Source organism: Halalkaliarchaeum desulfuricum, from assembly GCF_002952775.1.
Lineage (GTDB): Archaea > Halobacteriota > Halobacteria > Halobacteriales > Haloferacaceae > Halalkaliarchaeum > Halalkaliarchaeum desulfuricum.
The window spans coordinates 1,332,759-1,358,977 of the sequence record NZ_CP025066.1 but is presented as its reverse complement, the minus strand read 5'-3'; the positions used below and the strand labels follow the sequence as shown (position 1 = coordinate 1,358,977).

Below are 26,219 nucleotides of genomic sequence, written 5' to 3'. Positions count from 1 at the left end.
TTTTTCTCGCCGCCAGAGGTGAATGGCCCTCCGACCGACGTCATGTTCACCCGCGTGGATCGATCCGGAACCGCTCGAACACCTCGCCGTCGGGGGTCACCAGCTTACCCGAGAGCGCGTCACACGTCACCTCGAGTTCGGCGTGGGCCGCCCGGTTCCCCCGCGGCTGCGCGTGGCTCCCTGGATTCAAGAGGGACACCGGCCCGCCGGCCTCGAACGTCGGTCGGTGGGTGTGACCGAAGACAACGACGTCGGCGTCCCGCTCCCGCCCGAACAGCGCGAGCGCGGTTTCGCCCCCGCGCCGTGTGTGGGTGACTGCGAACCTGATCCCGGCGTACTCGACGTTCCTAGCTTCCGGCAGTCGTTCCCGGATCGCGGCGTCGTCGGTGTTGCCGTACACCCCCTGCAGTTCGCTCGCTTCCCGTTCGAAGGCGTCCAGCACCGGCTCCCGGTTGAAGTCGCCGGCGTGAATCACCAGCTCGGCCTCCCGGACTGCCTCCAGCGTCCGGTCACGGAGTCCGTGCCCCTCTGTCCTGTGTGTATCTGAAACGATCGTCAACATCGGGATTTCCCCCACCTACTGGTCCCCGTTTGCGTGCAGCGCCAGCGACGCCAAAAGCGACTCCAGTTGGACCTTCTCGTTTGCCCCCTCGGCGATGCGGTAGTCCGTCTCGCCGATGCGTTCCATCAGCCGGACTGTCTCTCGATCCGAGAGGTCGAACTCCCAGACCGACCGGTGGAGCTGATCGATCACGTCGCCGCCGGCCATTCCGGTCTCGGTGAGCAGCGTGTCCAGGGTCGCCCGGGCCTTGGTGAAGTCGCCCGCCAGCGCGTCTGTCACCATCGACTCGATCACCTCTGGCCGGGCGGTGGCGGTGATCGCGTACACCGCCTGCTCGTCGACGACGTCGCCGGTGGTTGCGGCCGCCTGCAGGGAGTTTATCGCCCGGCGCATGTCGCCGTCGGCGGCGTACACCAGGGCGTCGACGCCGTCGTCTGTGATCTGGATGTCCTCGGCCTCGGCGATCTCTCTCACCTGCGCGGCGATCGCCTCGTCCGACAGCGGCGAAAACCGGAACACCGCACACCGCGACTGGATCGGGTCGATGATCTTCGAGGAGTAGTTACACGAGAGGATAAACCGGGTGTTGTCCGAAAACTGCTCCATCGTCCGGCGAAGCGCTGACTGGGCATCTGAGGTGTTGTGGGTCAAAACCCCGTTAGCCAGCATGAAGTTCGGGGTCCCCTCCATGCTAATGTTGTAGGCTTTTCCACGGTGGCTGTATTCGATCCGACTAATACCTACTGTTTGAACTGCCTGTAGACCACCATCGGTAACGAGCGCTGGCTCGAATTCTTCTCGCTCGTAGTGTTCGTGGTGGGGGAGATCACCATCACCCTCCCAATCGGATCGGACCAAGTGTCCGAGATCTTCGCTGTGTCTGATGTTGCCCCCCGTCGGCTCGTGGCCCTTCAACGCTTCCGAAACCTTCTGTGCGATCTCCGGGTCGCGCATTGGATTGTTGTCACCGGTGATGTCACAGACAGGGTAGTCACGGTGCTCGACGCCCTTCTGAATAATCGCTTCCCTTTCGTCGTCGTCGAGGTTTTCCCACCATTCGGCCGAAGACTCCCCGATTTTCTCTTTTACTTTATCGGGATCGGCGTCAACGACCCATTCCTCCCACGGGGTTCCGGATCGCATTTCGCTGATCGTTTCGCGGAATCGTTCGACCGTCTCCTCATCCATATCGAGGACATGAACGCCGTGGAATTCTCCTCCGTAGTTCGGATTATTTTCGCCAGCCAATCGTCCGTCTGAGAGCCTCTCGACGATCTTTTTTCGGCGTTCGTCCGACCACGTTGTCCCATACATCGGATTCTTTTCGCCACGCATTTCGCGACTGTGCCCCTCGTTCTTGCAGTCGACGGAACAGAACCGACCGACAGTCCACGTGTTACAGATTTCACACCTCGAAACGCCAACTTCGTCTTTGAAATCTGCTATCTCGTCACCCGGAGACAGATCACGTAGCTCCTTTTCGACCAATCTCCCGTCTTCATCAACCACAAAGAACGGATGGGACAAACTTGCGAGTATCGTCCGTCCGTCCTCCAGTTCGAGTTCAAAGAAATCCGCAACTCCGGAATCAACCAGCTTTCCTTTGTCTGACTGTATCTCGTTGGTTTCGAAATCGACTGATGGGATCGGCTCACCGTCGTCGCTCACCTCCTCTATCGGCTTTATTTCCGGCGCCGATGGATACCCGGTGACTACTCCAGTCCCTGGCGGCACGCACAAGGAGTCTGCCTCGTCGAGAAATATCAACCGGTGATCGTACCCGCCGAACGACGAGCGCGCGAAGTTCTTGATCCGATCCCGAACCACGTCGATACCACGCTCGTCGGAGGCGTTGAGTTCGAGGAAGTTCCCCCGCCAGTCGTCGCCGTAGATTTCGCGGGCTATTGATGTGGCTGCGGTGGTGTTGTGGACGACGGTCGGCACGTCGCCGGCGACGTAATTTCGCGTCCCGGGGACGGTGAGGTCGTAGACTCGTTCTTCTGTTTTCACTCGCTCGACGGAATCGATCCGGTCGTAGTACAGGTCGGCGTTCGCGATCCGTGCCGCCCGGTCGATCAGTTCGAACGTTTCCAGCGAGAGGCGGTCGACGGCGATTTCCCGAAGCCGTTCGGCCACCGTTTCGAACCGCGTTAACGACTCGATCTGGTGATCCTCCGAACGGAGCAGGTTCGTGAGGTCGGACGCCCCGAACGAGAGATCCTCGACGATTTCGGCGTATTCGGCGCCGATCAGGTCGACGCACTCCCGAAGTTCCGCCTGGACGTAGTCCAACTTTGCAGCCTCCATCGAGCGATCGATTCCCTCCAGTGCCGCAAGCGAGCGGTTCGCGTACGGCGTCCGCCGTCCGTCCGCGTATTCGAGGAGGCGATCCTGACGGACGCCGACGGTCTCGGAGAGTTCGTTTCTGACGTTCACCGGTTCGAGTTCGGTGCGGGCGTCGACCCATCTCGCCGGAACCCCTGCGGTCGCGGCGAGTTCGGGCTCGAGTTCGTCGAGTCGCTCGAGTGCTCGCTGGACGTTCTCCACGCGGGTTGCGGCCACGTCGACGACGTTGTCGAGCACCTCGCAGTAGCGCTCCCGGCCGGGTGAGTCGGGGTTCAGCGTCTTCGGCAGGTGGTCAGTCACTGGGATGTCCAGCCGACGACACAGTTCTCGAAGGACGGTCTGTACCGGGATGGTGTCGTAGTTCGGATTCGACTTCTTTTCCGCATGCTCCGCCAGCCGTGCCGCCTTCTCTTGGACTGTGAAGCCAATGTGATCGCGGAACGTCGTGAGCGCCGATGCGCCCGAGATATACAGCGTGTGGTACGTGCGTTCGTCGCCGGACCCGTTCGTCGCGGATTTCCGCACCTGCTTTCGCCGCGAGGGGATCCCGAACGTCGAGAGCAGGTACGATACGAGAGTGATATGTTCGGGCACACGCTGCGTGAGTTCGATTCCGCCCTGTTTGTCGACGTGTGCCTCGGCGTCGAACATCGCGCGCAGGAACGCGGCCCGAGAGGCGTCGTCCGCCGCGAGGATCGCCGAACCGATTCCGGAGTCGCCGGCGGCACGCGCGAAGACATCGAACGTCGACTCCAGGAAGTGTGTGAGGGTTCGAGAGCCGATCCGGACGTACGGCACGTCCTTCTGGATGCCCCGCGTCGTCTCCACCTCGAAGACCTCCTGCGCAGTGGCCTCGAACGCGGAAAGCAGATCCTCGGCTGTGTTGTAGAATTTGATTCTCCCGCCGTCGATAGACGCCTCGCTGATGGTGAGGGCGACGAACCGTGCAAGTTCGGGCGTGATTTCGGTCGGCGGGACGATCGGCCGGGATCGGTGGCCGTGGACGTTGACGTACTCTATGCACTCGACTGCCGGCAGCCACTCGTCGGAACCGACGGTTGCGGCGTGAAGCTCCGCGAGTGGCATCGTCTCGGGGAGGCAGTGTTGATCCGCAACTGTGGCAGAAAGCGTGACCTCGGTTCGATCCGGGTCCATCTCCTCGTGCCAGGGGAGTGACCCGTGGCCCTCGGGCGTCGGCAGCGAAAGGGGGCGGGCGATCCTGTGGTCCGCCGACAGCTCGGCTGCCGGAACCCACTCGAACCCGTCGTGGGTCAGGACACGAAACCGGTGTTCGGGAGTCACACGGAATTCGCCGCCGTCGCGCGTGCGGATCCGGACGAGTTCGTCGACGTCCTGCGCGAACACGTGTGAGGGTTCGACGTACTCGAACTCGTTGCGGTCGGTCATCGTCGCGACCGTCGTCCCCTCGTCGGGGTCGCCGAAGCCGTCCTCTTCGCCGTCTACGTCGCCGACGACATCCTCGATCCGTCGAACGCCGTCTCCAGTTACCACCGGTGTCTCGCCGGTAACACACTTCCCGACGCCCGCCGGCCCCGAAAAGAGCAGGTGGGGGATGTCGTTTTGTTCGATGTAACTCTCCAGCCGTTCGACGATTTCCTCCTGGCCGTGAATTTCGGACAGCGTCTGTGGCCGGTACTTCTCGATCCATATCTCCCGGCCAGGCGCGGCCTCGCCCTCGCTCATACTCGAGGGTAGTCCGGCGGTCACATAAACGAACCGAGACGGGACCGATCGTTCACGGAAGTAGGGGTCCCTCCGCTGGGAGTCGTCACGGGAATCGCCAGTGAGATGCGGTGGACCTATCGTTCACTCTGGTTGATATGGGTTCGTTGGGGTGTCGAGACGGTAGACATCCGCTGCAGCGTCGAAATCGTCGTCAAAGGCGTAGAGATAACCAAGCCCCTCAGTCTGCATATACGCGACGATCGCGGCATCGACGAACGAGAAGGATTCGTGTTGGCGAAAAAGCGCTTTTGCCACGGCAAACCCATCCCTGGTCAGGGAATCGATGTGGAATCGCGTATTCTCTTCCACCCGTTGGAGAAAGTCGACAGCGGCATCGTGTCCCGCGTGCGCAGTTAACCCATTTAAGCTCTCTGCGAGGACGTAATCGAGGATCACCGCTTCCGGGAGGTCAGCGGTATCGATCCCCCTGATGATCGGGAGTGCGTCATCGTGGGCCCCATCACGGCGGTACGCCGCCGCAAAGAGCACAGTCGTATCGACAAGTGCGCGCGGCATCTACTCGACGTTGACGCCCCACGTGTCGTGGTGGTCTCGAACTTCTGTGGCCTCTGCACCGTCGTAACCGTCGAAGTCGCTGAACGTTCCGCTGCGCTGTTGAATGAGCTGGACACGGAGTGTTCCGTCGTCCTCGATGTACCAGCGGAGTTTGTCGCCGTCGTCGATATCGAGTTCTCGGCGGATTCGGGCGGGAATGTTCGCCTGATTCCCGGAGACCTTGCTTTCTGAATCAACCCTCTCACTACTCATATCTCGGCGTACGTGGTCACCGTTGATAAAATATAGTGTGCGCTCACACTAATTTGCCGGCACGACCAATTCGCTTTCCGGGAACGGTGGCCGTTTCGAAGACGTCACTCTCGAATTCGGTCGATCACATCCCCGGCCACCCGATCCAGCACCGCACCCTGCCGCCGCCGCTCGGCGAACGCTTCCCGGGTCCGTACAGCAGCCTCCGGATCAACGTCAAACGCGACACCCGGGTACTCGACAGTCCGGAGCAACAACGGTTCGGGAGGCGCCGGCGGGATCCCTTCGGGTCCCGTGAGCGGTTCCTCGCCGAGTACGTGGTCGATTCGATCGATCGACGCCGCCCCTGTCGCAACCGACCGCACGAGGGTGGCCAGCCGTCGCAGGAACGCCCGTGGGAACCCGCCCGCGGTGGCGTCGACGACGAAGAACCGCCCCTCTCGGACACCCGAAAGGTCGAGGTCGCGCTCGGTGCCCCGCTCGTCGGGCGTGAGGTTGTGGAAGTCGTGGATTCCGGAGAGCCGCGAGAGCGCCCGCCGGGCGCGGTCGTCGTCGAAGTCGGCGGTCGTGGTCCCGCCTCCGTCCGTCGAACCCGGCGCGTACAGGTAGTACCGGTACGACCGCGAGGCGGCGTCGTGGGTGGCGTGAAAACCGTCGGAAACGTCGGCAACCGCCCAGGCTCGGACGCTCCCCGGGAGTTCGCTGTTGAGCGCCCGGGGAGTCAGCCAGCCGGGTGCCTCGAAGGCGACGGTCTGTGCCACGGCGGAGACACCCGCGTCCGTTCTGCCCGCAGCCGCGTATCCCGGCGGTTTGTCCGCGTCGCCATCGATGACGGACAGCTCTCGAAGGGCCTCAAAAAGAGTGTCCTCGACGGTTGGAACGTCCGGCTGACGCTGGAACCCGTGAAACGGCCGGCCGTCGTAGGCGATTCGAAACGCGCGCATTAGTGTTTGGAAGCCGTCGAGGGCCGCCGCCTACTCGTAGTCCTCGTAGGTCGGTCGCCCGGATTCGGGCGGGAAATCGTCGAGGGAAACCTGCGTCTGGTCGCCCGATTTCATGTCCTTGATCGTCACGGCGTCGTCCGCGAGGTCCTGCTCGCCGACGATGACGACCGTCTCGGCGTTGATGCCGTCGGCGTACTCCAGTTGCGCGCCGAAGCTCCGCCCGGCGACGTCGGTTTCGACCACGTGACCCAATACCCGGAGTTCGCGGGTGATCTGCGCCGCCTCGGTTTCGGTGTCGCCGACCTGGAGGACGTAGTAGTCCGTCGAGGGCGCTTCCTCGGGCCAGACGCCCGCCCGCTCACACAGCAGCTGGAGGGGGGCGTGCCCCGGCGCCACGCCGACCGCCGGGGTGGGCTGGCCGCCGAACGACTCGATCAGGTCGTCGTACCGGCCGCCGCCGAACACCGCCCGGGAGACGTCGCCCGTCGAGTCGAAACACTCGAAGACGACGCCGGTGTAGTAGTCGAGCCCGCGGGCGGTCGTAAGCGAGAGCTCGCAGTACTCCCGGGCGCCGAAATCCTCGACCGCCGCGAGGACGTCCTGCAGGTTCTCGACGGCGGCCGCAACCTCCTCGTCGCCGACCGCGGCGATCGCATCGAGGTTGCCGTCGGCGATTAGGTCGTCGAACTCGCGAGCGATGGACTCGTCCAGTCCGGCGTCGACGAGCAGGCCGAGATACTCCGCCCGCTCGACTTTCGCGCGCTTGTCGACCGCGCGGATCGCCGCCCGGGTGTCGACTGCTGCCGGATCGTCGGCCAGTTCGCGAACGAGTCCCCCGAGGATGTCCCGGTGAGAGACGCGGAACTCGAAGTCGTCGCCGGTCAAACCGAGCGCGGTCAGCGCGTCGGCTGCGTACGCGAGGATCTCCGCGTCCGCCCGGGGGTCCGAGGAGCCGAAGATGTCGACGTTGGTCTGGTAGAACTCCCTGAACCGGCCCTGCTGGACCTGTTCGTACCGCCAGAACGGTCGCGTGGAGAACCACTTGATCGGCTTGGACAGCTCCTGACCCTTCGCGACGACCATGCGGGCGACCGTCGGCGTCAGTTCGGGCGTGAGCGATACCGCTCGGCCGCCCTTGTCCTCGAACGCGTACAGTTCATCGACGATCTCCTCGCCGGACTTGTCGACGTACATCTGGGTGCGCTCGAGTGCGGGCGTCCCCACCTCGCGGAAGCCGTACTGCCTTGCCACGGCCTCGAGCGTGTCGAACACCTCCCGCCGAGCGCCCATCTCGTCGGGATAGAAGTCGCGAAAGCCTTTCAGGCGGTCGTACATGCACCGGGGTTCGTGGTTCGGCGGCTTGAAACCTGCTTTCCTCGGTCGACTGCTCCGGGCCCGGCTGCGTTCCTCCCCGGCGCGCGTTCCTCCCCGGCGCGCGTTCCTCCCCGGCGCGCGTTCACTCCCGGAAGCCGTGCACGTACGTCTGGTCGTGATCCGGGAACACTTCGGCGACGGCGTCATCGCCGTATTTCTCGGTAAGCAACCGCCGGAGTTCGCCCTCGTAGTCGGCTTTCGGGACCTCCTCGCTGGGACCGGTCTGGACGTCGAACGTCGCCTCGACCAGCCGGTCGACCGCGTGCCGGCCGAACCCGGAGAGGGGTGCGATGTAGTCGACGTCGTGGCGATCCTCCAGCGACTGGGCCTGTGCCCGCGACACCGTCGGCACCCGGTCGTCCCGGCGGGTACCGTCGGCGACGGCGTCGACGTCGCGCTCGGCGACCGCCTCCAGCGCCCGTTCGTGGACGTACTGGATCCCACGGCGGGGATAGCCGTCCTCTCGCATCCGTGCGATGGCTTCCTCGGCCACTTCCGCCTCGAGGACGATCGTCTCGAACGGGAAGCCGATCGCCTCGGCGGCGGTTTCGGCGTGCTGCCAGTCGTCGGTGGCGTCGAAGTGGGCCGTCACCAGCCGCACGTCGTAAAACGAGTCCACGAGGAGCGCGGCCAGCGAGGAGTCCTTCCCGCCGCTGTACAGGAGTGCGAGATCCATCGACCTACCGGCGTCGGATGTCGAAGCTCTTCGAGTCGGGCTGCAGTTCCTTCAGCAGATCCCGCATCTGGTCTTCGTCGATGCGGTCCTGGAGCCGACCGCTCTGGGCCAGCGCGACGACCTGCTGTTTCACCTGTTTCGCGAACTGCGGCTTCGACATCTCCACGGCGTTGAGCCGCTGGCGGGCCCCGTCGGTGAGGTACTGCCGGAGGATCGCCTCCTGCTGGGCGTCTGCACGCTCCTGGGCGGCCTCCTGGGCTTCTGCTGTGTCGCCCTCCTGGGCGCGATCCTGGAGCTCCTGGAGCTTCTGTTCTCGAAGCTCTTCGAGCCGTTCGTCGTCGGGGTTGCCACTCATAGCTATTCGTTCCGTTGCCGGCAGGAAAACGATTTCGGAGCCGGATTCGGCGGAACCGTCCGCGCGGGCAGGACCGCTGCCCGTTCAGGCGTAGCGCTCGAGGTCCGGCCGGTCGAGCGATTCGAAGACGTCCGCGGCGGCGTCGTCGAGGAACGCCCGCCCTTCGTCCGTGATGCGGCGTCCCTCGCCCTGTGCGGTCTCGACGAGGTCCTCCTCCTCGAGGCTCTGGAGCGCCGCCCGGATGAGCTTCCGGGAGCCGCCGGCGTGGCTGCCGGGCGCGACCCGGTATCGGTTCGATCCGCGTTTCTTGCCGCCGTACTCGGTGGCGAGCCGTTCGACGCCGATCGGGCCGTTCATCGCGACCTTCCGGAGCAGGCTCGCAGTCCGGACGTACCAGAAGTCGTCCTGTTGGGGGGGAAGTTCGTTGTGTGCACCGCCCTTGACGAGGCCGGCCCACGCCGGCTCCTCGATTCGATCCGCGAGCCGGTCGGCGACCTCCTCGATGAGGTCCTCCGCCGGGACGTCGTAGAGAGTTACCATGGGAATCCGTTCTGCCGGACGCTGTTTAAGGGTTACGAGACGGAAACGGGGCACTCCCGACGAACGGCCGTGTGAGGCAGTGACGCGCCGGTCGCTCGAATCGCTCGCCGCTCCGACGACCGACTGGACGCCGAGCTCTCGACGGTTCGAACGTACCTTGATGGTTCTCCCCGTCCAACGATCAACCATGGGCAGACTTTCGGAGGGCGGGACCCTTCTGGTTCCGATATCCAACCCCGACACGCGGGACCGACTCATGGACACTGCGATCGATATCGCCCGGGAGCGCTCGATGCGGATCGTGGTGCTTCACGTCGTCGACGTGCCGCCACAGATCCCGTTGTCTCAGGGAAGTGCGGTACTCTCCGAGGACGACGCGGAACGGCAGTTGCTATCATCCGCTACCGAACAGGCGAGAGATGCAGGCGTCGAAGTCGATACCAGGCTCCGTTACGCGCGGGACGTCGCGACCGGCATCGTCGGGGCAGTCGAGGAGTACGATGCCGACGGATTGCTCGCCGGCTGGCACGGACGCCCCCGGCGACGGGACATCGTGCTCGGGAGCTTCCTGGATCGACTCCTCGCGGAGGCGCCCTGTGACCTGTTCGTCAAGCGGATCCGCGCTCCGTCGGCGGAGATCGAATCGATCCTGGTCCCGGCAGCCGGCGGCCCACACGGCGACCTGGCGGTCGAACTGGCCGGGGCGATCGCGGCACAACACGGTGCGACAGTCCACCTGCTGCACGTCCGCTCCCCAGACTCTTCCGAGCCCGACCGGGAGGGGACGGAGGCGCTGTTTTCCGAATACGAATCGTTGCTCGAGCCGTTCGGCGTCGAGGTGACGACTCAAACCGTCGAACACGATCACGTCGCGGGCGCGATCACCGACGAGACACAACACCACGAGCTCACGGTTCTCGGCGCGAGCCAGGAGCCATTCCTCAAGCGCAAACTGGTCGGATCGGTCGCAGAAGGCGTCGGACGGGCCGCCGAAAACTCGGTGATTATGGTTCGTGGAGGGCCCGAAGAGAAGGACTGATCCGGAATCAGGAAGGGGATTGGTTCGGAATCCGGAAGGGGATTGGTTCGGAATCCGGAAGACTGTATCCTCACCGACGGTCGACGTCCCGCCGGGAGATTCGGAGGGTGAACCCGTCCGGGGTGACCGAGAGTTTCACGTCGTCGACGAGACGCTCGTACTCGGACGTGTGGCTCCCCGACGAAGAGAGCCGAACACCTTGCGCCACGATACCCGCGTCGACGAGCAGTTCGAGCTTCCGGTAGCTCGTCGACAGCGGGAGGTCACACGTCTCGGCGATCTCGCGGGCCGAAAGCGGCTCCTCGTCGATCGCATCGAGGATCTCGAGACAGTCGGGATCGTCGAGTGGCTCCAGCACGCGCTGGATGACGTCATCGTCCTGGAACGTCTCGTGGCGAGGATCCTCCCGGGAATGTCGTCGGTAGCGTTGCGAGGACGTCGGATCCATACTCTATTGTACTACCTGAACCTGCAGGTATCTCCATCCACGCTATCCGGGGTGGTTCAAGTACCGTCCTCGAAGACGTCCGCGAGAAGCTTCGTCTGTGCGGCCACCAGGTGTTCCGAGAACGTCGACTGGTTTATGCCGAGCTCCGCGGCGATCTCGGTCGCGTTCGCCCTCCGGGGCCGATCGAAGTAACCCTTCTCGTAGGCCGTCCGGAGCACCTCGAGCTGCCGGTCGGTGAGCCTGCCCCTGTCGACGAAGACGGTGTCGCTTTCCGCGTCTTCGGAGGGTGACCGGACGAGACGACGGATGTCCGTCCCGGGGAACCGCTCGCGGAGTTCCCCGATAACTGTCTGTAGTTGGTCGTAGTCGGCGGCGTGAAACACGAGTTCGAGTGTGCCGTGACGCGCCACGTACCGGTGTGGGGGACAGCCGAACTCTCCGAGACACTCACAGGGGCAGCCGACGGTTCCGTCGTGGGCGAGCCGGTAGAGGTGTTTGTCGCCGTAGGAAAACACCAGCTCTGCGGGGACGTCCTCCGGGGGGGAGTCCGCGTCGACGACGAACTCCGTAACGCTTCCGGTGACGCGGCTCGCTCCGCCGGCGTCCCGGGAGTTTGAGTCGAAACTGGAACAGGAGGCGACGCTCGTGGAGACGTTGTCGATTACGGAGTCGGTGGCGGCGGAAATCTGGACGATCGGACAGACGTCGGGCGAGGAGAACACGACGGTAGCGCGAATTCCGGAAGACATCAGAACGCTACTGACTTGGATGCAGACGTATTTGAGTTTGCGGGTGGGAGCCGGTTTCTCGCTGTCCCGATCACTCCTCGACCGAGTCGTCTCCGTGTTCCTCCAGATCGATCCGCCGACCGCCGACCGATTCGACGTCGAGCTGGTACAGCTGGATGTCCAGATCCCGTTTCGACTCCCCCCAGATCTCGAACAGCGGTTTCTTGGTGTCGCCGTACTGGACGACGTGTTCGACGCTCATTTCGTCCGGATCTATCCGTTCGAGGGTGCCTTTGGCGACGACGCTCCGGTAGATCGGGTCGACCTCCTCGTAGATAACGATTCTCGCGCGGGGCGAAGAGGTGAGAAACGCCCGCTTTTCGCTTTCGGGCGTCGAGACGAGACGAAAGTAAAACCGGTTCGAGTCGGCGTCGTACCCGTACGAGATCGGGATCGCGTACGGCTCGTCCGCGTTCGCCAGCGACAACACGGCGGTCTCGTGGCGGCCGAGCAACTCCTCGATCTCCTCGGGAGCCATCTCTGTCTGCTGGTCCAAAGCCATCGTGTGTTAGGTAACGTAGGGCCGCACCGACTAATCACTGTTGTGAAGTACGGCTGTCCTACCTGTTGTGGGAATCCAGCGTTCGGTTCCAATGACAAGCCAGTGTCACGACTGTGCGATCGACGTGAACGCCTCCTCGTCGACTGTCGCACCGCAAACCGGACAGCCGTGGGTCAAAAGCGCCTTCCGCATCCCGGCGTTGACCTCGAACTCCTCGCCGCAGTCGGAACACTCGAACGCGTAGTCGTCGGTTGGGGATTCGCTCATCGTGGGTGATCTGGTCGTCGTCATCGTCGTTCCGGATCGGACTCCCGACCGTCGCCGTCGGCGGCGACCTGGCGGAAGTCGACCGACAGTTCGTCGCCGGCCCGAAGCGAGACGGCGAGGGTGTCGAAGGTCGTCGAGAACTCGGAGGGGTGGTTGTTTCGAGAGCGAATGCGCCGCCCTTCCTCGAGGAGTCCGGCATCGCCGAGCTGTTCGAGTTTCCGGTACACCGTCGACAGCGGCAGGTCACACGCCTCGGCACACTCCTGTGCGGTCCGGGGACGTTCCTCGCAGGCGGACAGCAGCCGCCGGCAGTCCGGGTCGCCCAGTGCCGAAAGGACGTCGGTCGGATCCGCCTCGGGCTCGGCGTCGGATACGCTCGGATGTCCATCCGGAACGTCGCGTCGAGCCTGGGTCAGGGAGGCGTTCATATCTCTACACACGAACCCTTCCCGCAGGTATCCGAATCCACGATATCCGGGGTGGTTTAAGTGCCGTCGGGAGTGACGCCGCGAACGGTGGTTCGGGAGACGATCCACGGCTTCTCGTCGGGATCGTACTCGGCTATCGCCCCGCTGTGGCTCCGGGTTTCCGGGGCGAGCACTCCGAGGTGTTTCAACTGCTGGATGAAGTTGAACAGGACGTTGTTGCGGACGACGTCCGCCCAGACACCGCGATCCTCGTAGAGCTGTTCGCTCCGACCGCGCTCGATCAGTTCCCTGGCCCGTTCGCGACCGCGGGCGGTACAGAACGCGCTCAAAAAGACGTTCGGATACTCGCAGACCAGCCGCTCGAGCAGTTCCGGGAAGTACACCACCTCGCCCTCCTTCCGGAGCGCCTCCAGCAGGAGTCCGAACTCGGGGTGGCGACTGAAGGCGTTGCGCAACAGTATTGCGAGTGGTCGGTGGATCTCGACGACGGTGTTTCCCCGGGTTTCTTCCTTCGTGAGCCGGAGGTCATCGAGGTTTTCGATTCCGTAGCCACGTAGCACGGTCGCGGCCAGATCCCCCTGGTCGGTGAGTGTGTGGGGTCGGGACGACGCGACGAGTCCGAGCGTCTCGGCGCCGGCCAGCGCCCCGCTTCCGGCACCGAAACTGTACTCGTCTTCGAGCCTCTCGAGGAGTGCTTCCCGCCCGAGCGGTCCGTGTCGATCGACGGCCACAACGGGTGCGAGGTAGTTCAGCGGCTGTGCGAGCGACAGCGTCGTGACGTCCCCGCCGAACTCGTCCCCCCGGAACCGAAGCGACAGCTGACCCTCGACGTCGGCGACCTGTCGCGCGGATTCGGAGGCCGGCGGCGCACGCCAGAGGGAGACACCGTCGTCGTCGACGCCGATGGCACCGACGCCTTTCGCTCCCAGCAGGTCGCCGTGGGGTGCGACCGCCGACTCTTCGCCCGCGAGATACGAGACGTGAGCGCCGTACTGATACGTCAACGCCTGTCCGATCCCTCGGAGGATCCCGCTGGAGCCTTTCACCTCGACGGCGAACACTCGGTTCGCGTCCGTGAACCCGAGAACGTCCGGATACCGACCGCGGATCGAAATCTCGTGGCGGCGACACCGGTCAAGCACGTCCGCGTAGGTGTCGGCATGGGCGTCCGGAACGTGGACGAGTGGTTCGTACTCCCGGTCCCGGAGCTCGGTGACGACGCGATCGAATGCCGTCGCCTCGTCCATACTCCGCCGGTCGACGCGCTGGCGTAAGAAACTACCTTTGGAAGCGAGAGTCTCACCGATTCCGCGCCGATCGAGCGAAATCTCCCGGGACGATTGAGCGAAGCTTATCAGTCTCAGTCCACTACAGGGGGACATCTGAATGGTGACCCCGTCCGAGGTGTTGAACGTCGACGACGACGCCGACGAAGCCGAGATCCGGCGTGCCTACCGCGAGCGGATCAAGGAGGCCCATCCCGACCAGGGCGGCAGCATGGAGGAGTTCCAGCTCGTCAGGCGCGCCTATCGGCTGTTGAAAAAGCGTGCGCAAAACGGGGGCGACGGCGACGCGGAGGTCGATCTCACGGACGTCGGCGACGCGACGGTCGAGGTCGGACCCACAACCGTCCAGTATCTCGATTACGAAGTCGTCGCCGACCGCGGCTGGGACCTGCACGACGACGACCTGTTCGGGAAGGCGGCGATCGCGGACCTTCCGCCGGAGGCGTACGGCCGACTGCTCGTCGAGCCCGAGGAGACGCTGCTGGAGGCGGCCGAAAACCGGGGGTTCGTCTGGCCGTTCTCCTGTCGGGGCGGCGCCTGCGCGAACTGCGCGGTGTATCTCGTCGAGGGCGAACTTTCCCAGCCCGTCAACCACATCATGCCCGAAGAGCTTTCCGACGCCGGCTTCCGGCTCTCGTGTAACGGATACCCCGCCAGCGACGAGTTGAAGGTGGTTTTCAACGTGAAACACCTCCCCGAACTCGACGACCTGATACTGCCGCCGGGTCCGTTCGCGTGGGCGCATTCGGAGTGAGTCCCAGGATTGATCTCTTCCCGGCCCGAACCGGACCCGCGGGAACACACCGCCGATGTATGAAGCGTTCGTCGACGCCGTGTTCGCGTTTCTCCTGTACGTCGGGCTCCCCGCACTGTTCGTCTTTTTCGTCCTGAAGGGGGCGTTCGTCGGCAAGCCGATTCCGACGACAGTGATCCTTCCGGGGTACGTGCTGGCGATATCGGCCACCCGAGAGGAGATGGTCGTCATCGTCGCTGTCTCGTCGACCGGTTACGTCATCGGACAGCTGATCATCTACACCCTGGCGCGCCGGGAGGGACTGGCCTCAATCCAGTCGTCCGAGCGGTTCGCGATCCCGTCCGAGCGGATCGAGCAGGCCGAGCGGTGGCTGACCCGGTACGGCGGCGTCGGCGTGTTCGTCACGAACTTCGTCCCGTATCTCCGGGGCCTGATCTTCATTCCGGCCGGGATCGCACGCTACCCCGTCCCGAAGCTGGTGTTTTTCGCCCTCTCGTCGACGCTGATCTATCACGCCGTCATCGTCGCGGTCGCGGTCGGCATCGTCAGGGCGATCTTTTGATCTTCGCCCGCGTCGCCGGCGCGTTCGGATCGCTCCGTTCGTGACGCGTACGCGGAAACCCGGAAGCTCCCTCCCGTCGCTTATGCACTCCCCTGCCGACCGGTGTCCACATGATCAGTTCACTGCCAGGCGGACACACTACCCCGGAGCTTCCGAGCCTCGAACCGGGTATACAGCTTCTCCGCCTCGATTCGGAGGCGTCACGGGCCGTTCACGCGCTGACTGTCGATCACGTCCTGCTGTCGGCGGGCGACGCCTGTTGGATCGATACCGGGCCACACGCACGGTCGGCGCCGTTCGTCGAACTCGCGCCGTCCGACAGGATCCTCGACCGCATTCGCCTCGCTCGCGGGTTCACGCCGTTTCAGCATCTGGGGCTGATCGGATCGCTGCCCGAATCGCTGTCCGATCGCACCGAGCTGGTCGTCGTCCCCGATATCGACGGTCGCTACCGGGACGACGATCTCCTCACTGGAGAGGGACAGGAGCTGCTCCTGTCGGCAATCGCGGCTCTCGCCCGGATCGTCCGGGAACACGAGATTCCCGTCCTGGTCACGCGGGTGGCGGACGACGAGTTCGGCAGGCCGATTGTGCAGGCGGCATCCCGGGAGCTCCACTGTCGCACGACGCCGTTCGGCCCTCGATTCCGAACCGACGACGGGGGCGAGGAAACGCTCGTGTATCCGGTCGACGGCGGGAGGAGCCTACAGACGACGCTCGCGTTCTGGAAGCGCGTGCTCGCCGCCCGGACGACGCTGTACGACGCCCCCGGGCTCAATCGGGAGGTGACCCACCGTGGGTCGAACTAACCCCACCTACCGGGATCGACTCGCGTCGATCGAACGGGAGTGGCAGTCCTACCGCCGCGGGTTGCGAGCCGTCGACCAGCCGCGGTTCGACCGGCTGTTCGAACACGGGCGGGGATACGCACACGCGGCGAGCAATCTCAACCACCCGACACCGGAACTTCCGTTGCTCGTCTCGGTGCTTCTGGCCCACCAGCGGCGACTCGACGAACGCGAGGAGCGTCTCGACACGCTCGAGCAACGTCTCTCCGATGGGGATGCCCTTTTCGATTGAGTTCGCGGACGGGGCGGTACTGGAGTGGCACGCGACCGCAGACGGTGCTCGCGTTCGGTGCGTCCCGGACTACGAACCGACGATATACGTCGCGTCGCGGTCCGCAGACGGATTTTCCCCGCTCGAGTCGGTCCTGCACGACCGGACTGACGTCAGCCGCACCTCGCGGGAACGCTGGCGCACCGCGTTCAGAAACGATCCGGAGTCGGTGCTCCGGATCGACGTCACCTCGATCGACCGGGTTCGGCCGCTTTCCGGGTGGATCCGGCGCTATGGTCGTCCCGGCACGTACCGACTCTTCAACGTCGACCTGTCCCCGGGATTTCGGTACTGTCTCGAACGCGACGTCACGCCGCTTCCCGATCGGGAACTCCGCACGCTGGAACTCGGCGACCCCACGCCGGGGGTTTCGGAGGCTCCGGTCACTGCCGTCGACATCGGCGGTGAGTCGCCTTCGTGCGACCGGATCGATGGCGATCCGGAACACGTCATCGGGACGCTTTCGGATCGGCTGGAACGGGAGGATCCTGACGTTCTCGTCTGCTCTTCTGCGGAGCTGGTCCCCGCGCTGTTCGAGACCGCAACCGCCCACGACTGTGGCTTCCAGCTCGGGCGCCGTCCCGGGTACGAACAGCTGGCGGGCGCGACGACCTACGAGAGTTACGGCCGGGTCGGTCACTCGCCGGCCCGGTACAACGTTCCCGGACGAGTCATCGTCGACCTGTCGAACACGTTCTTCTACCACGAGACGAACCTGGAGGGCTGTCTCGACCTGGTGGAACGGTCGCGGAAACCGCTCCAGGAGCTGTCGTGGGCGTCGATCGGGAACGTCCTCACCGCGATCCAGATCGGGGAGGCGCTCGCCCGCGGCGTGCTGGTCCCCTGGAAGAGCTGGCGCCACGAACTCCCGAAGACGATGCGCCAGCTCCACGAGGGCGACCGCGGCGGCTTCACGTTCGCCCCCGCGGTCGGCGTTCACGAGGACGTTCACGAACTGGACTTCTCCTCGCTGTACCCCAACATCATCCGGACCCGAAACGTCAGTCCCGAGACGGTCCGCTGTGAGTGTCACCCGGATCGCCAGGACGTCCCCGACCTCGGCTACAGCATCTGTGAGCAGCCGGGCTATCTTCCGGACGTCCTTGGGCCGATCATCGACGATCGGGACGCGATCAAAGCCGAACTCGAAGCGTTGGACGACGCCGCGGATCCGGCGCGGCGGGACGCCCTGTCGGGACGATCGGCGGCACTGAAGTGGATCCTCGTCTCCTGTTTCGGCTACCAGGGGTTTTCGAACGCGAAGTTCGGGCGGATCGAGTGCCACGAGGCGATCAACGCCTTCGCCCGCGAGATCCTGCTCGACGCCAAGGCGGCCCTCGAAGACGCGGGCTGGCGGGTCCTCCACGGGATCGTCGACAGTCTCTGGATCACTGCCCGCGAGGACGCCACACAGCAGCGACTGTCGGCGGTCGTCGAGACGGTCACGTCGTCGACGGAGATCCGGCTGGAACAGGAGGCGACCTACGACTGGATCGCGTTCGTGCCGGTCCGCGACGGCGAGGCGGGCGCGCTCACGAAGTACTTCGGCCGACGGTGTGACGGCGAGTACAAATACCGGGGCATCGAGTGCCGCCAGCGGAGCACGCCCTCGTTCGTGGCCGACTGTCAGCGCGACCTGATCGACACGTTCGACGCGACGCGCGATCCGGCGGCGGTCTGTGATCGCCTGGCCGTCTGGATCGACCGGCTCGAATCCGGCGTCGATCCGGCCCGGTTACGGGTCACGCGGCGCACGTCGAAGCGCGCCGACGAGTATACCCGCCGGACGCGGACGGTCGCGGCCCTGCAACGGGCGGACGACAGGGGCATCGCTCCCGCGCCGGGACAGGACGTCGAATACGTCGTCGTGGACGACGACAAACGCTCCAGGGATCGCGTCAAGCTCGCGCACGAAGCCGACGACTACGACGCCGACTTCTATCGGGAGCGATTGATCCGCGCCGCCGAGAGCGTTCTCTCACCCGTCGGGTGGACCCGCGAGGAGATCGAGGCCGCACTCGGCGAAACGCGGGACGCGACGCTTAGGCGGTTCCACGACGCCCGGCACTGAGGTGTGCCGTATCCGAACACGGAAACCCGGAAGGCTACCCCTTCCGCTTATGTCGTCTCCGCCTGATCCCTCCGACATGATTCGGGACGCGCGGGTCCTGCAGGACGATCACCTCCCGCGGGAGATCGTCCACCGCCACAGCGAGATGTCCCAGCTCGCCGGGGCGCTGGAGCCCGTCGTCGACGGGGACAAGCCCCAGCACGCCGTGTTGACCGGCCCCTCGGGCGCCGGGAAGACCTGCATCGCGCGGGCGACCCTCGATCGGCTCGAAGAGCAGGTGCTCGACGTCCACACCGCCCACGTCGACTGCTGGCTGCACACGAGCGACTTCCGGGTTCTGTACAAGCTGCTGGAGAGCGTCGGAACCACCTACGACATCCATCGAACGACGCCGCTCGACGAACTGCTCTTGCGTCTCGAGGAGATCGACAAGCCGTACCTGGTGGTGCTCGACGAGGCCGACCAGCTGGAGGATCCAGGCCTCCTGCGGCAGCTGTACGCGATCCCGCGGGTGACGATGGTGCTGATCGCTAACCGCGAACGGGACCTGTTCGATCCCCTCGACAGCCGGCTCCAGTCGCGGCTCCGGAGCAGCGAGCACGTCGCCTTCGACAAGTACAGCCACGGGGAGCTCGTGGCGATCCTCTCCGACCGGGTCGAGTGGGGGCTCGCCCAGGACGTTGTGACCGACGACCAGCTGGACCGGATGGCGACGGCCGCCTGCGGGAACGCCCGGGACGCGATCGGGATCCTTCGCACCGCCGCCCGCAGAGCGGAACGGGACGGCGCGACTGAACTCCGGACGGCCGACATCGAGGCCGCGATCCCGGAAGCCAGAACGGAACTGCGACAGAAGAGCCTCGATCGCCTCTCCTCCCACCAGCTCGCGGTCTACGAGGTGCTCCGGAGCGGGGGCGAGCTCATGCCCAAGGAGATCTACTCCCGGTACGAGGATCGCGTCGACGAGCCCAGATCGAAGCGCACGATCCGGACGTACCTCCGAAAGCTCGAGCAGTACAACCTCGTCGAAAGCGAGGGTCGCGGGCCGAGTCGCAGATACGAGATCGTAACGAAGTAGCAGCTACTCGAGTTCACTGCTCGGCGAGGAGCTCGGTTTCGATCCTCCTCGAACCCGGAAACCCGGAACTCCGGCGAGAACCCTCATTCCTCCACCGGGGAAAGGAACTGGCCGCCATGGGAACGAAACTGACGCCGGTCGCGTTCGACGTCGAAACCACGGGATTCGAGAGCGACTCGACGGTCACCGTCCTCGGTCTCGTCCTTCCGCTGGGGTGTCGGGTGTTTCTCAATGCGGGCGGAAGACCCGCCGACCGGGATCGCCTCGAACGGGAACTGGAAACGGAGTTCGACGCGGTCGTCCGTGTGAGTTGCCATCGAAACGAGCGGGAGCTCCTGGCGGCGGTTGCGGAATTCGTCGCGGAATCGATCGCGGACGACGACTACATGCTGGTCGCGTACAACGGCGAACTGTATCGCGGCGGGTTCGACCTCCCGTTTCTGCGCACGCGGTGTGCGCTGCTGGACTGCCGGTGGCCGTTCGACGGCGTCCCGTATGCGGATCTGCTTCCGATATTCAGAGCCCGATTCAATACGACCGTCGACGAAGAACAGGTGAACGATCTCGAGGGTGCGTATCAGGCGTTGATCGGCGACGGGCTCACTGCCCTCGACCCGTTCGCGGACAGTCGGGAGGCCGTCGCGGCGTTCGAGCGCGGCGAGTTCCGGCCGTTGTTGGCGCACAACCTCGCGGACATCCTCCGGACGGACGCACTCGCGGGGGTCGCCCAGCGATACTGCGGGACCTCCGAGTTCGATCTCAAGTCGCTGACCCCGACGCTGCGCGATCCGTCGTTGACCGGCCGGTAGCAGACGCCGACACTCGTCGCCACGAGAAGGGAAAACAGCTCTTCGGAGGGCGTCAGTCCGTCAGACGCCGGGCACGCCGAACGCGCTGATGCCGAGATTGAAGAAACTGTTCAGCAGGGCGATGATGACCAGCGCGGACACCCACGCGACCAGACCCATGATCGCGGCGTCCTTCCAGCCACCGGGATATCGCCACTTGATGACCCAGATCCAGGCGATCAGTGCGACAAGCGACCCGATCAGCGGGATCAGCGATCCGATTGCCCAGGCGATGGCACCGATCAGTGCGGTGACGACCGCATGCGAGTAGTCGTCGACCCCCGTGACGAGGCGACCACTGATGTAAATTGCCAGTCCTCCGATCAGGAGGGCGACGACGAAGGAAACGATTGAACCCAGGACCATACGTGAAGGGTCGGCAGCCAGTCGGATATATTGTGGGGTATATGAGTAAGATAGATTATAACACACGTCAGACGTGAGTCATACATTTCGACGCAGAAATTATTACAACGTGATGTATCTGTCTCCGTCGTTTGCTCGCATTTAGCGCCTCGAACGCTGTGGGGACGCCTGCGTCAGAATAGGTCACTCTGCAGGTATATCGAGGCGGTCATTCAGCGATAATTCGCACTGAAGAGGCTTGTGGGATCGTACTCCTGTTTCAGTACCGTGCGTGCGCAGTCATTCGCCCGCGATCGTGCCACGGCGTCGCTGCCAACAAAGATCCGATTGGGTTCTACCCTCACAAATCGGACAAAAAGGGGTGTATTAGGCGGTACGCTGCCTCACGATGGCGTTAACAGTCATTCAAAAGTTGTAAGAAAACGGATGGGTTGGGGCGGATTCGAACGTATGAGAGACGTGCTCGCGCGCTATAAAGCGCTCTGCGCCCGTCTCTCAAGCCTCCCGCCCGTACGCCTCGAGAGGCGTAAGGGGCGGGAGCGCCGGCCTGCTCCTCCTGTTCGGTTTCAATTGGCCCCCGGTAGACGTCGATGGGACGATCTCGGGAGAAACCATGCACAGCGAACCCATTTCGCCCGAGACAGCAGTGGAAGAGTTTATGCAGAGCAAGGAGCACGAGGTTTCGGCTGCGACGATCCAGAACCTCCGCTATCGGCTGAAACAGTTCCGTCTTTGGACGGAACAGACAGGTTTGGACGATATGCGAGAGCTCAGTGGGCGTGACTGCGAACGATGGAAACTCGCACGAGCAAACGCTGGGCTCGCACCTGTAACGATGCGTGCCCACATGCGCACGTTCCGTCAGTTCATCCGGTGGTGCGGTGTCGTGGGCTACTGCAAACCCGATCTCCACGAACTTGTCCGAATTCCGGAGGTGGACAAAGCCGATCGTCGGCGCGACGATGCGATCTCCTACGAGCGAGCCCAGCGCATCGTCTCGTACCTCGAACAGTTCGAATACGCTTCGCGCCGGCACATTGTCTTTGGTATCCTATGGCATACTGCAATGCGAACCGGGAGCCTCCGAGCCCTCGACGTCGACGATGTGGTTCATGCGGACGACGGGACGATGTATCTGAAAGTCCGGCATCGTCCTGAGACGGAAACGCCCCTCAAATTGGGGGCGGAAGGCGAACGCAACGTCACAATCGCAGATCCCACGCTTTCGTCTGCTATCGAAGATTGGGTGAAACATCAACGTCCCCCTGTCGAGGACGAGTATGAACGGGAACCGTTGATCGCCACACGTCAGGGACGGGCTGCCAAAACGACTATCCGGGTTGGTGTGTACCGGGCGACACAACCGTGTCACACCGACGAGTGTTGCCACGGGAGGGTGAGGGAGAACTGCGAATACGTTGAGCGCAACCGCCTAGCAAGCTGTCCAAGTGCGATCTCGCCCCATGCTCTGCGACGATCCGCGATCACGTCGCACCTGAAACAGGGCGTTCCCAAGGAGATCGTCTCCGAGCGTGCAAGTGTAAGTATGGATACACTATCAGAACACTACGACGTCCGGACTGAAGAGCAAGCAAGATCGACTCGACAAGAATACATCGACGATCTCCGCTTCTAACGCTCCCCACTAGCCCGCTGACATCGTCGTCAGTGGGCAAAACACCGAGTGGCTCGGAAACCGTCTCTATCTTCGTATACTACTATTTAAACGCGTCAACGATCTCGCTCAGTCTCGCCAGTAAAGCAGTACAGTATGCGTGCGGTTCTCCGGCGAAGCGACTTATCTCACGTCGTATTGGATCCCTCCTTGGAGTGGCTTCTGACGGGCATACCTACTCCCCCGCTGACGACGCTGTCAGCGCCTGCCCGTTCTCATCATCCCCGTCCTCGTCTTTCATTGAGGGCATCTGCTCCGTCAGGACGAGCGTCTTCCCGCCGTCGTCCCGTAGCTCGATATATCCGTCCGAGAGCTCCTCGAGCGCCTCGAAGGCTCGATGAACTTGTTTCCAAGACGATATTTTGTCGTCTTCGCGAGCAGTATCGAGCAGCGACAGTGCGTTATCCTCATCTGCTCGAAGTACGAATCCAGCGGGCGTCTTCGAACCCCAGTCTGTGAAATTCCGGAAGATCGACACGGCTCGCTGATCTGATTTGGACTCGGCTATGTCGCCGACTGCAGCCATCCGTTCGATTGGAGTGTACGTGTCTTCAACACAGGCCTCCGGCTCCGTCTCGGTTCCAGAGTCTTTGTCCCGGAGTTCGCCGACATCTTCGGCAAGCTCTCTGATCTCTTCTTTCCGGTTCGCTATTGCGTTCCCGACTGGAATTCCGTCGATCCAAAGATTCTCGATTTCGTGTCCATCCCCGCGCCACTCTATCCGCGCGGATTCATCTGCCTCGGCGCCAACAGCATACGCTCCGTCCTTTTCCAGCTCGTCAACGCGTTCCTGCAGTTGTTCTTTTTCAGCTTGAAGTGTTTCCACTTCGGCGCGGAGATCTCCAAGCTCCGCGCGGAGCTGTGCCACTTCGTTCTGCCCAGTAGAGATTGAGCAGCTGTTCGTCGGTACCTCTCTGCCGTTGTCGATTGCATCCATTGGCGTGCTCCCACGCCACGCATCCGTCGGACGCCAGCCCGCGTTCGGTGGCTTGAAGGGGAATCGACGCCTAGGATAACCTGCAGTGCCATCCCGGCGCTGTACGTCGCACCACAGCGGTTCAACCGGGGCCCTTATCCCCGGTTTTTGGCGAACGATGATATTGCGCAGCGTTGGTTACATCTTCAAATCCGTTCCTGAAAAAACTTGCCCGAACGGATCGTACGTTTTCACTGAGAACAAGCCTTCTACCTGCAATTTACCAATCCGATTCACCAAAGATTTAGTGCTTCAGTCATACCAGATCACTTTCGGCTCCTTCTCATCTTCATCGAACTCACCCGTTGGCTTCGGCATCGGTTCGAGTTCGTCGACGGAGAGGGCGTAGTTCTGGTGATCGCCGGCGTAGGCGTCCTTGACGTCCGCTTCCTCGAGGAAGTCCAACGTCCGAATCCAACCCCGGATCCGGACTTCGGAGAGATCTTCTGCCACGTAGGCGCTGACGAGGACGGGTGGGACGTCACGCTCGTCGACATGGTGTCGAGCCACGAGGAGCTCGACGTCGAAGGGTACTTCGCGCTGATTAGCAGTCGAGGACTTCACGTCGAACTTCTCGATCGAACCATCAATCTCCAGCTGTCCGTCCGAGCCGTCGTCCCCGTCGGCGCCGACGTAGGTGTCGAACTCACACTCTTCGTAGATCAGAGCCAATACGAGCTCGACAGCGACGCCACGTTCCATCGAAGCCAGCGAGTCGCCCCAATCTTCGTCCCTCGTTTCGCCCGACGCGTACGAGTTGTGTCGGCGCTTGGCCCACTGTTTGGCGTGCTCGATCTCTTCCTCGTCGAGCTCGTAGCGAATCTGCTGGCCATCTTCGAGATACTCAGTAGTCTCAACTTTCTGAAAGGATTTAGCAAGATTCATCGCGACGGGGGCCGGGTGCACCGCGCACCCAGTGGTTCGTGATTTAACCAACGATCTCGGCTAACAGGGCCAATTGTTGGTTAAGATCTGAGCTACACTGTGTCCACGAATAGGACGACGAAGACGAACATAGCTAGGAACATTCCGGCGCCAAAATGGACGCCTGCTCCTAGTGCACCGATCCCGAGTCCGAGGATGTAAATCGCGAGTTTACTCATGAACCAGGCCCTCCAGGAGCTCGTTGATCTCAACAAGTCGCTCAGTCGTCACCCATGTGTTTGAGTGTCCAGTCGGCTCATTCACGGCCTCGATCAGGCCTGCGTTCCGCAAAACCCCCAGGGTTCGATCGGCGAGATCGACATCCTCGAGCTCTCGAATCTGCCACTCTTCATCGGGCGAGGGAAGCTCCATCGCATCAGTACCGGCAGTCAGGAATGCATCGAGTTCGTCGTATTCGATCTCTACATCTTCCGGGATAGCGTCCAGCAGGAACAGGGCACGTTCTGTGAGGCGCCAATCCGCCACGCGTCCGAACCCGTTCTCACTCTTTATGATCAGGAACGTAGTCGAGAGGTGTCCGAGATCTGAACGATCGAGTTCAGTGTGTTTAAGTCGAAACGTTTCTCTTTCACCCATACTCTCCAGAAACTCCCTGTACCTCTGAACCTCTCGCACTGCAACGAGATATCCGAGTGCCTCCTGTTTTGGGGACAATTCGCCATGCAGTACGTCGTCTCTTCGATCTTTGGCACTGCTTGTATAACCAGACATTGCGACGTAGGGGAACTTGACGGCAGATTAGCGCTGGACTTTGTCGAACGTCCGAGAGACGTAGTCAGTGCGATCTTGGCACTTGTCTCGCTGGGCGAGATCAGATTCGAGGAAGATGCGTTCCATCTCACTCCGGCTGATTTCCTCCTCGGCGAAGGCATCACTTTCTTGACACCACCAGTGGATCTTTGAAGCCAGAGACATGTCGGCTCTACTCCGATCGTGGTTCCACGTTACGGAGTCCCAGGCAGTGGAGCCCCGGTTCCAGAGAACCTCGAAGTCGCCGTCGTACTCGCAGGCAGTGTCGACGATGTCCTCCAGGACATCGCCCAGTTCGCCCCGGGAGGTGCGCTCCGTAGGCGCCGACGTGGATCCCGTCTCGGCTGACTCGTCGCCATCTGTGTCTCGTTCGCCGTTATACAGTGACTGATAGGCGCCGACGAGGCCGGGACAGTTAACGATCTCCCTTGAGGCCCGACGGAGCGTCCGTCCGGTGAACGTCATCATTCGTTCGTCGTAGCACTCGATTACATCCTTCTGGAGGTGATCGTCGTCGACGCCCTGTTCATCCCGTACAAGGATGTGCAGTCCGCGCCCACCCGGTGACACTTCTGTGAACGAATCGATGTCATCGACGAGATCGGCAGCCAGTTCGTCGAGTTCTCCATCCTCATCGATTACGTCGTCGAGATCGATCGCGCACACGTCCGTCGCGCCGAGGCACAGTCCAACACCACCGAGTCCGTCGTCGTGTCCGAACCGACGACGGCTCTCGGCGACAGTGTCCAAAGCTTCGCCAAATGTGACACAGTAGTCGGGATCGGTTCCGTCGACGTAGCTGGGAACAGGGCTCCTGGGATCGGACGGGATCTTGTCGTCTCCCTTGCGGGTGTAGACGATCCAGCAGGCTTCGTCCTCGAGGGAATCCGGAACGGTGAATCGTCCCTCCTGGATCGTGTCGAGTCCGACAGGCTCGTCGTCGACGATGCTCGGTGTCAGGCTAGTACAGGTAGACATTGCGACGTTCGTAGCGACGAGGATCGTC

General features: G+C 63.1%; 30 protein-coding genes. 9 read left to right on the top strand and 21 right to left on the bottom strand.

The features are described from left to right. Positions 1 to 46: 46 nt before the first annotated feature. From AArcSl_RS06715 to AArcSl_RS06670, 9 genes are all read right to left on the bottom strand, one after another. The gene (locus tag AArcSl_RS06715) at positions 47 to 562 is read right to left on the bottom strand and encodes a metallophosphoesterase (protein ID WP_119821785.1); all 516 of its coding nucleotides are present in this window, start codon (positions 560 to 562) and stop codon (positions 47 to 49) included. Between the two features lie 15 nt (positions 563 to 577). Next, complete coding sequence (locus AArcSl_RS17755; RefSeq protein ID WP_394337315.1) at positions 578 to 4,612, bottom strand: replication factor C small subunit; 4,035 nt, start codon at positions 4,610 to 4,612, stop codon at positions 578 to 580. A 123-nt stretch (positions 4,613 to 4,735) separates the two neighbouring features. After that, complete coding sequence (locus tag AArcSl_RS06700) at positions 4,736 to 5,170, bottom strand: PIN domain-containing protein (protein WP_119816757.1); 435 nt, start codon at positions 5,168 to 5,170, stop codon at positions 4,736 to 4,738. Next, a complete protein-coding gene (locus tag AArcSl_RS06695; protein WP_119816754.1) occupies positions 5,171 to 5,422 on the bottom strand; it encodes an AbrB/MazE/SpoVT family DNA-binding domain-containing protein in 252 nt (83 codons plus the stop codon). It abuts the gene before it with no gap. A 104-nt stretch (positions 5,423 to 5,526) separates the two neighbouring features. After that, complete coding sequence (truA, locus tag AArcSl_RS06690; RefSeq protein WP_119816751.1) at positions 5,527 to 6,366, bottom strand: tRNA pseudouridine(38-40) synthase TruA; 840 nt, start codon at positions 6,364 to 6,366, stop codon at positions 5,527 to 5,529. Between the two features lie 30 nt (positions 6,367 to 6,396). After that, entirely contained in the window at positions 6,397 to 7,701 is a 1,305-nt protein-coding gene (gene hisS / locus AArcSl_RS06685; RefSeq protein WP_119816748.1) for a histidine--tRNA ligase, read from the bottom strand. A 121-nt stretch (positions 7,702 to 7,822) separates the two neighbouring features. Beyond that, on the bottom strand, positions 7,823 to 8,416 hold the full coding sequence (locus tag AArcSl_RS06680) for a DUF7411 family protein (protein WP_119816745.1): 594 nt from the start codon (positions 8,414 to 8,416) through the stop codon (positions 7,823 to 7,825). A 4-nt stretch (positions 8,417 to 8,420) separates the two neighbouring features. Continuing rightward, positions 8,421 to 8,771 carry a DNA-binding protein gene (locus AArcSl_RS06675; RefSeq protein WP_119816741.1) on the bottom strand — a complete coding sequence of 117 codons (351 nt, stop codon included), beginning with the start codon at positions 8,769 to 8,771 and terminating at the stop codon, positions 8,421 to 8,423. An 84-nt stretch (positions 8,772 to 8,855) separates the two neighbouring features. Beyond that, complete coding sequence (locus AArcSl_RS06670; RefSeq protein WP_119816738.1) at positions 8,856 to 9,311, bottom strand: 30S ribosomal protein S19e; 456 nt, start codon at positions 9,309 to 9,311, stop codon at positions 8,856 to 8,858. 187 nt (positions 9,312 to 9,498) lie between these two features. On the opposite strand from AArcSl_RS06670, the gene AArcSl_RS06665 reads away from it, so the two are divergent. Next, positions 9,499 to 10,350 carry a universal stress protein gene (locus AArcSl_RS06665; protein WP_119816735.1) on the top strand — a complete coding sequence of 284 codons (852 nt, stop codon included), beginning with the start codon at positions 9,499 to 9,501 and terminating at the stop codon, positions 10,348 to 10,350. A 70-nt stretch (positions 10,351 to 10,420) separates the two neighbouring features. On the opposite strand, the gene AArcSl_RS06660 is transcribed toward AArcSl_RS06665, so the two are convergent. The 6 genes from AArcSl_RS06660 to AArcSl_RS06635 form a co-directional block, all read right to left on the bottom strand. After that, positions 10,421 to 10,798 carry a winged helix-turn-helix domain-containing protein gene (locus AArcSl_RS06660; protein ID WP_119816731.1) on the bottom strand — a complete coding sequence of 126 codons (378 nt, stop codon included), beginning with the start codon at positions 10,796 to 10,798 and terminating at the stop codon, positions 10,421 to 10,423. A 56-nt stretch (positions 10,799 to 10,854) separates the two neighbouring features. Next, positions 10,855 to 11,547 (bottom strand): helix-turn-helix domain-containing protein, encoded by a 693-nt coding sequence (locus AArcSl_RS06655; protein WP_119816728.1) that lies wholly within the window; start codon positions 11,545 to 11,547, stop codon positions 10,855 to 10,857. Positions 11,548 to 11,617: 70 nt separating this feature from the next. Then, positions 11,618 to 12,088: a pyridoxamine 5'-phosphate oxidase family protein gene (locus tag AArcSl_RS06650; RefSeq protein WP_119816725.1), complete on the bottom strand. Its 471-nt coding sequence runs from the start codon at positions 12,086 to 12,088 to the stop codon at positions 11,618 to 11,620. A gap of 105 nt (positions 12,089 to 12,193) precedes the next feature. After that, on the bottom strand, positions 12,194 to 12,355 hold the full coding sequence (locus tag AArcSl_RS06645; protein WP_119816722.1) for a DUF7560 family zinc ribbon protein: 162 nt from the start codon (positions 12,353 to 12,355) through the stop codon (positions 12,194 to 12,196). 20 nt (positions 12,356 to 12,375) lie between these two features. Continuing rightward, positions 12,376 to 12,783 carry a winged helix-turn-helix domain-containing protein gene (locus tag AArcSl_RS06640; protein ID WP_119816719.1) on the bottom strand — a complete coding sequence of 136 codons (408 nt, stop codon included), beginning with the start codon at positions 12,781 to 12,783 and terminating at the stop codon, positions 12,376 to 12,378. 56 nt (positions 12,784 to 12,839) lie between these two features. Next, entirely contained in the window at positions 12,840 to 14,030 is a 1,191-nt protein-coding gene (locus tag AArcSl_RS06635; RefSeq protein WP_119816717.1) for a hypothetical protein, read from the bottom strand. Between the two features lie 139 nt (positions 14,031 to 14,169). On the opposite strand from AArcSl_RS06635, the gene fer reads away from it, so the two are divergent. From fer to AArcSl_RS06600, 7 genes are all read left to right on the top strand, one after another. Beyond that, on the top strand, positions 14,170 to 14,823 hold the full coding sequence (fer, locus tag AArcSl_RS06630) for a ferredoxin Fer (RefSeq protein ID WP_119816715.1): 654 nt from the start codon (positions 14,170 to 14,172) through the stop codon (positions 14,821 to 14,823). A gap of 55 nt (positions 14,824 to 14,878) precedes the next feature. Beyond that, entirely contained in the window at positions 14,879 to 15,385 is a 507-nt protein-coding gene (locus AArcSl_RS06625) for a DedA family protein (protein ID WP_119816711.1), read from the top strand. A gap of 110 nt (positions 15,386 to 15,495) precedes the next feature. Then, positions 15,496 to 16,194, top strand: a complete 699-nt coding sequence (locus AArcSl_RS06620) for a P-loop NTPase family protein (RefSeq protein ID WP_119816708.1) — start codon at positions 15,496 to 15,498, stop codon at positions 16,192 to 16,194. Beyond that, a complete protein-coding gene (locus tag AArcSl_RS06615; RefSeq protein ID WP_119816705.1) occupies positions 16,181 to 16,465 on the top strand; it encodes a hypothetical protein in 285 nt (94 codons plus the stop codon). The genes AArcSl_RS06620 and AArcSl_RS06615 overlap by 14 nt, the downstream gene beginning before the upstream one ends. Continuing rightward, a complete protein-coding gene (locus AArcSl_RS06610) occupies positions 16,449 to 18,575 on the top strand; it encodes a type B DNA-directed DNA polymerase (RefSeq protein ID WP_119821781.1) in 2,127 nt (708 codons plus the stop codon). The genes AArcSl_RS06615 and AArcSl_RS06610 overlap by 17 nt, the downstream gene beginning before the upstream one ends. 76 nt (positions 18,576 to 18,651) lie before the next feature. Then, the gene (locus tag AArcSl_RS06605; RefSeq protein ID WP_119816702.1) at positions 18,652 to 19,653 is read left to right on the top strand and encodes a Cdc6/Cdc18 family protein; all 1,002 of its coding nucleotides are present in this window, start codon (positions 18,652 to 18,654) and stop codon (positions 19,651 to 19,653) included. Between the two features lie 116 nt (positions 19,654 to 19,769). Further along, entirely contained in the window at positions 19,770 to 20,462 is a 693-nt protein-coding gene (locus tag AArcSl_RS06600) for a hypothetical protein (RefSeq protein WP_119816698.1), read from the top strand. A 60-nt stretch (positions 20,463 to 20,522) separates the two neighbouring features. On the opposite strand, the gene AArcSl_RS06595 is transcribed toward AArcSl_RS06600, so the two are convergent. Then, positions 20,523 to 20,867 (bottom strand): hypothetical protein, encoded by a 345-nt coding sequence (locus AArcSl_RS06595; protein ID WP_119816695.1) that lies wholly within the window; start codon positions 20,865 to 20,867, stop codon positions 20,523 to 20,525. A 613-nt stretch (positions 20,868 to 21,480) separates the two neighbouring features. On the opposite strand from AArcSl_RS06595, the gene AArcSl_RS06590 reads away from it, so the two are divergent. Further along, positions 21,481 to 22,503 (top strand): tyrosine-type recombinase/integrase, encoded by a 1,023-nt coding sequence (locus tag AArcSl_RS06590; protein ID WP_119816692.1) that lies wholly within the window; start codon positions 21,481 to 21,483, stop codon positions 22,501 to 22,503. A 214-nt stretch (positions 22,504 to 22,717) separates the two neighbouring features. On the opposite strand, the gene AArcSl_RS06585 is transcribed toward AArcSl_RS06590, so the two are convergent. The 5 genes from AArcSl_RS06585 to AArcSl_RS06570 all read right to left on the bottom strand — a co-directional run bounded on the left by AArcSl_RS06585 (position 22,718) and on the right by AArcSl_RS06570 (position 26,191). Next, entirely contained in the window at positions 22,718 to 23,479 is a 762-nt protein-coding gene (locus AArcSl_RS06585; protein WP_133412135.1) for a hypothetical protein, read from the bottom strand. A 291-nt stretch (positions 23,480 to 23,770) separates the two neighbouring features. Beyond that, positions 23,771 to 24,403 (bottom strand): hypothetical protein, encoded by a 633-nt coding sequence (locus AArcSl_RS06580; RefSeq protein ID WP_133412134.1) that lies wholly within the window; start codon positions 24,401 to 24,403, stop codon positions 23,771 to 23,773. Positions 24,404 to 24,495: 92 nt separating this feature from the next. Next, positions 24,496 to 24,621, bottom strand: coding sequence for a hypothetical protein (locus AArcSl_RS17605; protein ID WP_281259900.1), 126 nt, complete (start codon positions 24,619 to 24,621; stop codon positions 24,496 to 24,498). Next, a complete protein-coding gene (locus tag AArcSl_RS06575; RefSeq protein WP_133412133.1) occupies positions 24,614 to 25,174 on the bottom strand; it encodes a hypothetical protein in 561 nt (186 codons plus the stop codon). The genes AArcSl_RS17605 and AArcSl_RS06575 overlap by 8 nt, the downstream gene beginning before the upstream one ends. Before the next feature lie 27 nt (positions 25,175 to 25,201). Next, entirely contained in the window at positions 25,202 to 26,191 is a 990-nt protein-coding gene (locus tag AArcSl_RS06570) for a hypothetical protein (protein ID WP_133412132.1), read from the bottom strand. Between the last annotated feature and the right edge of the window lie 28 nt (positions 26,192 to 26,219).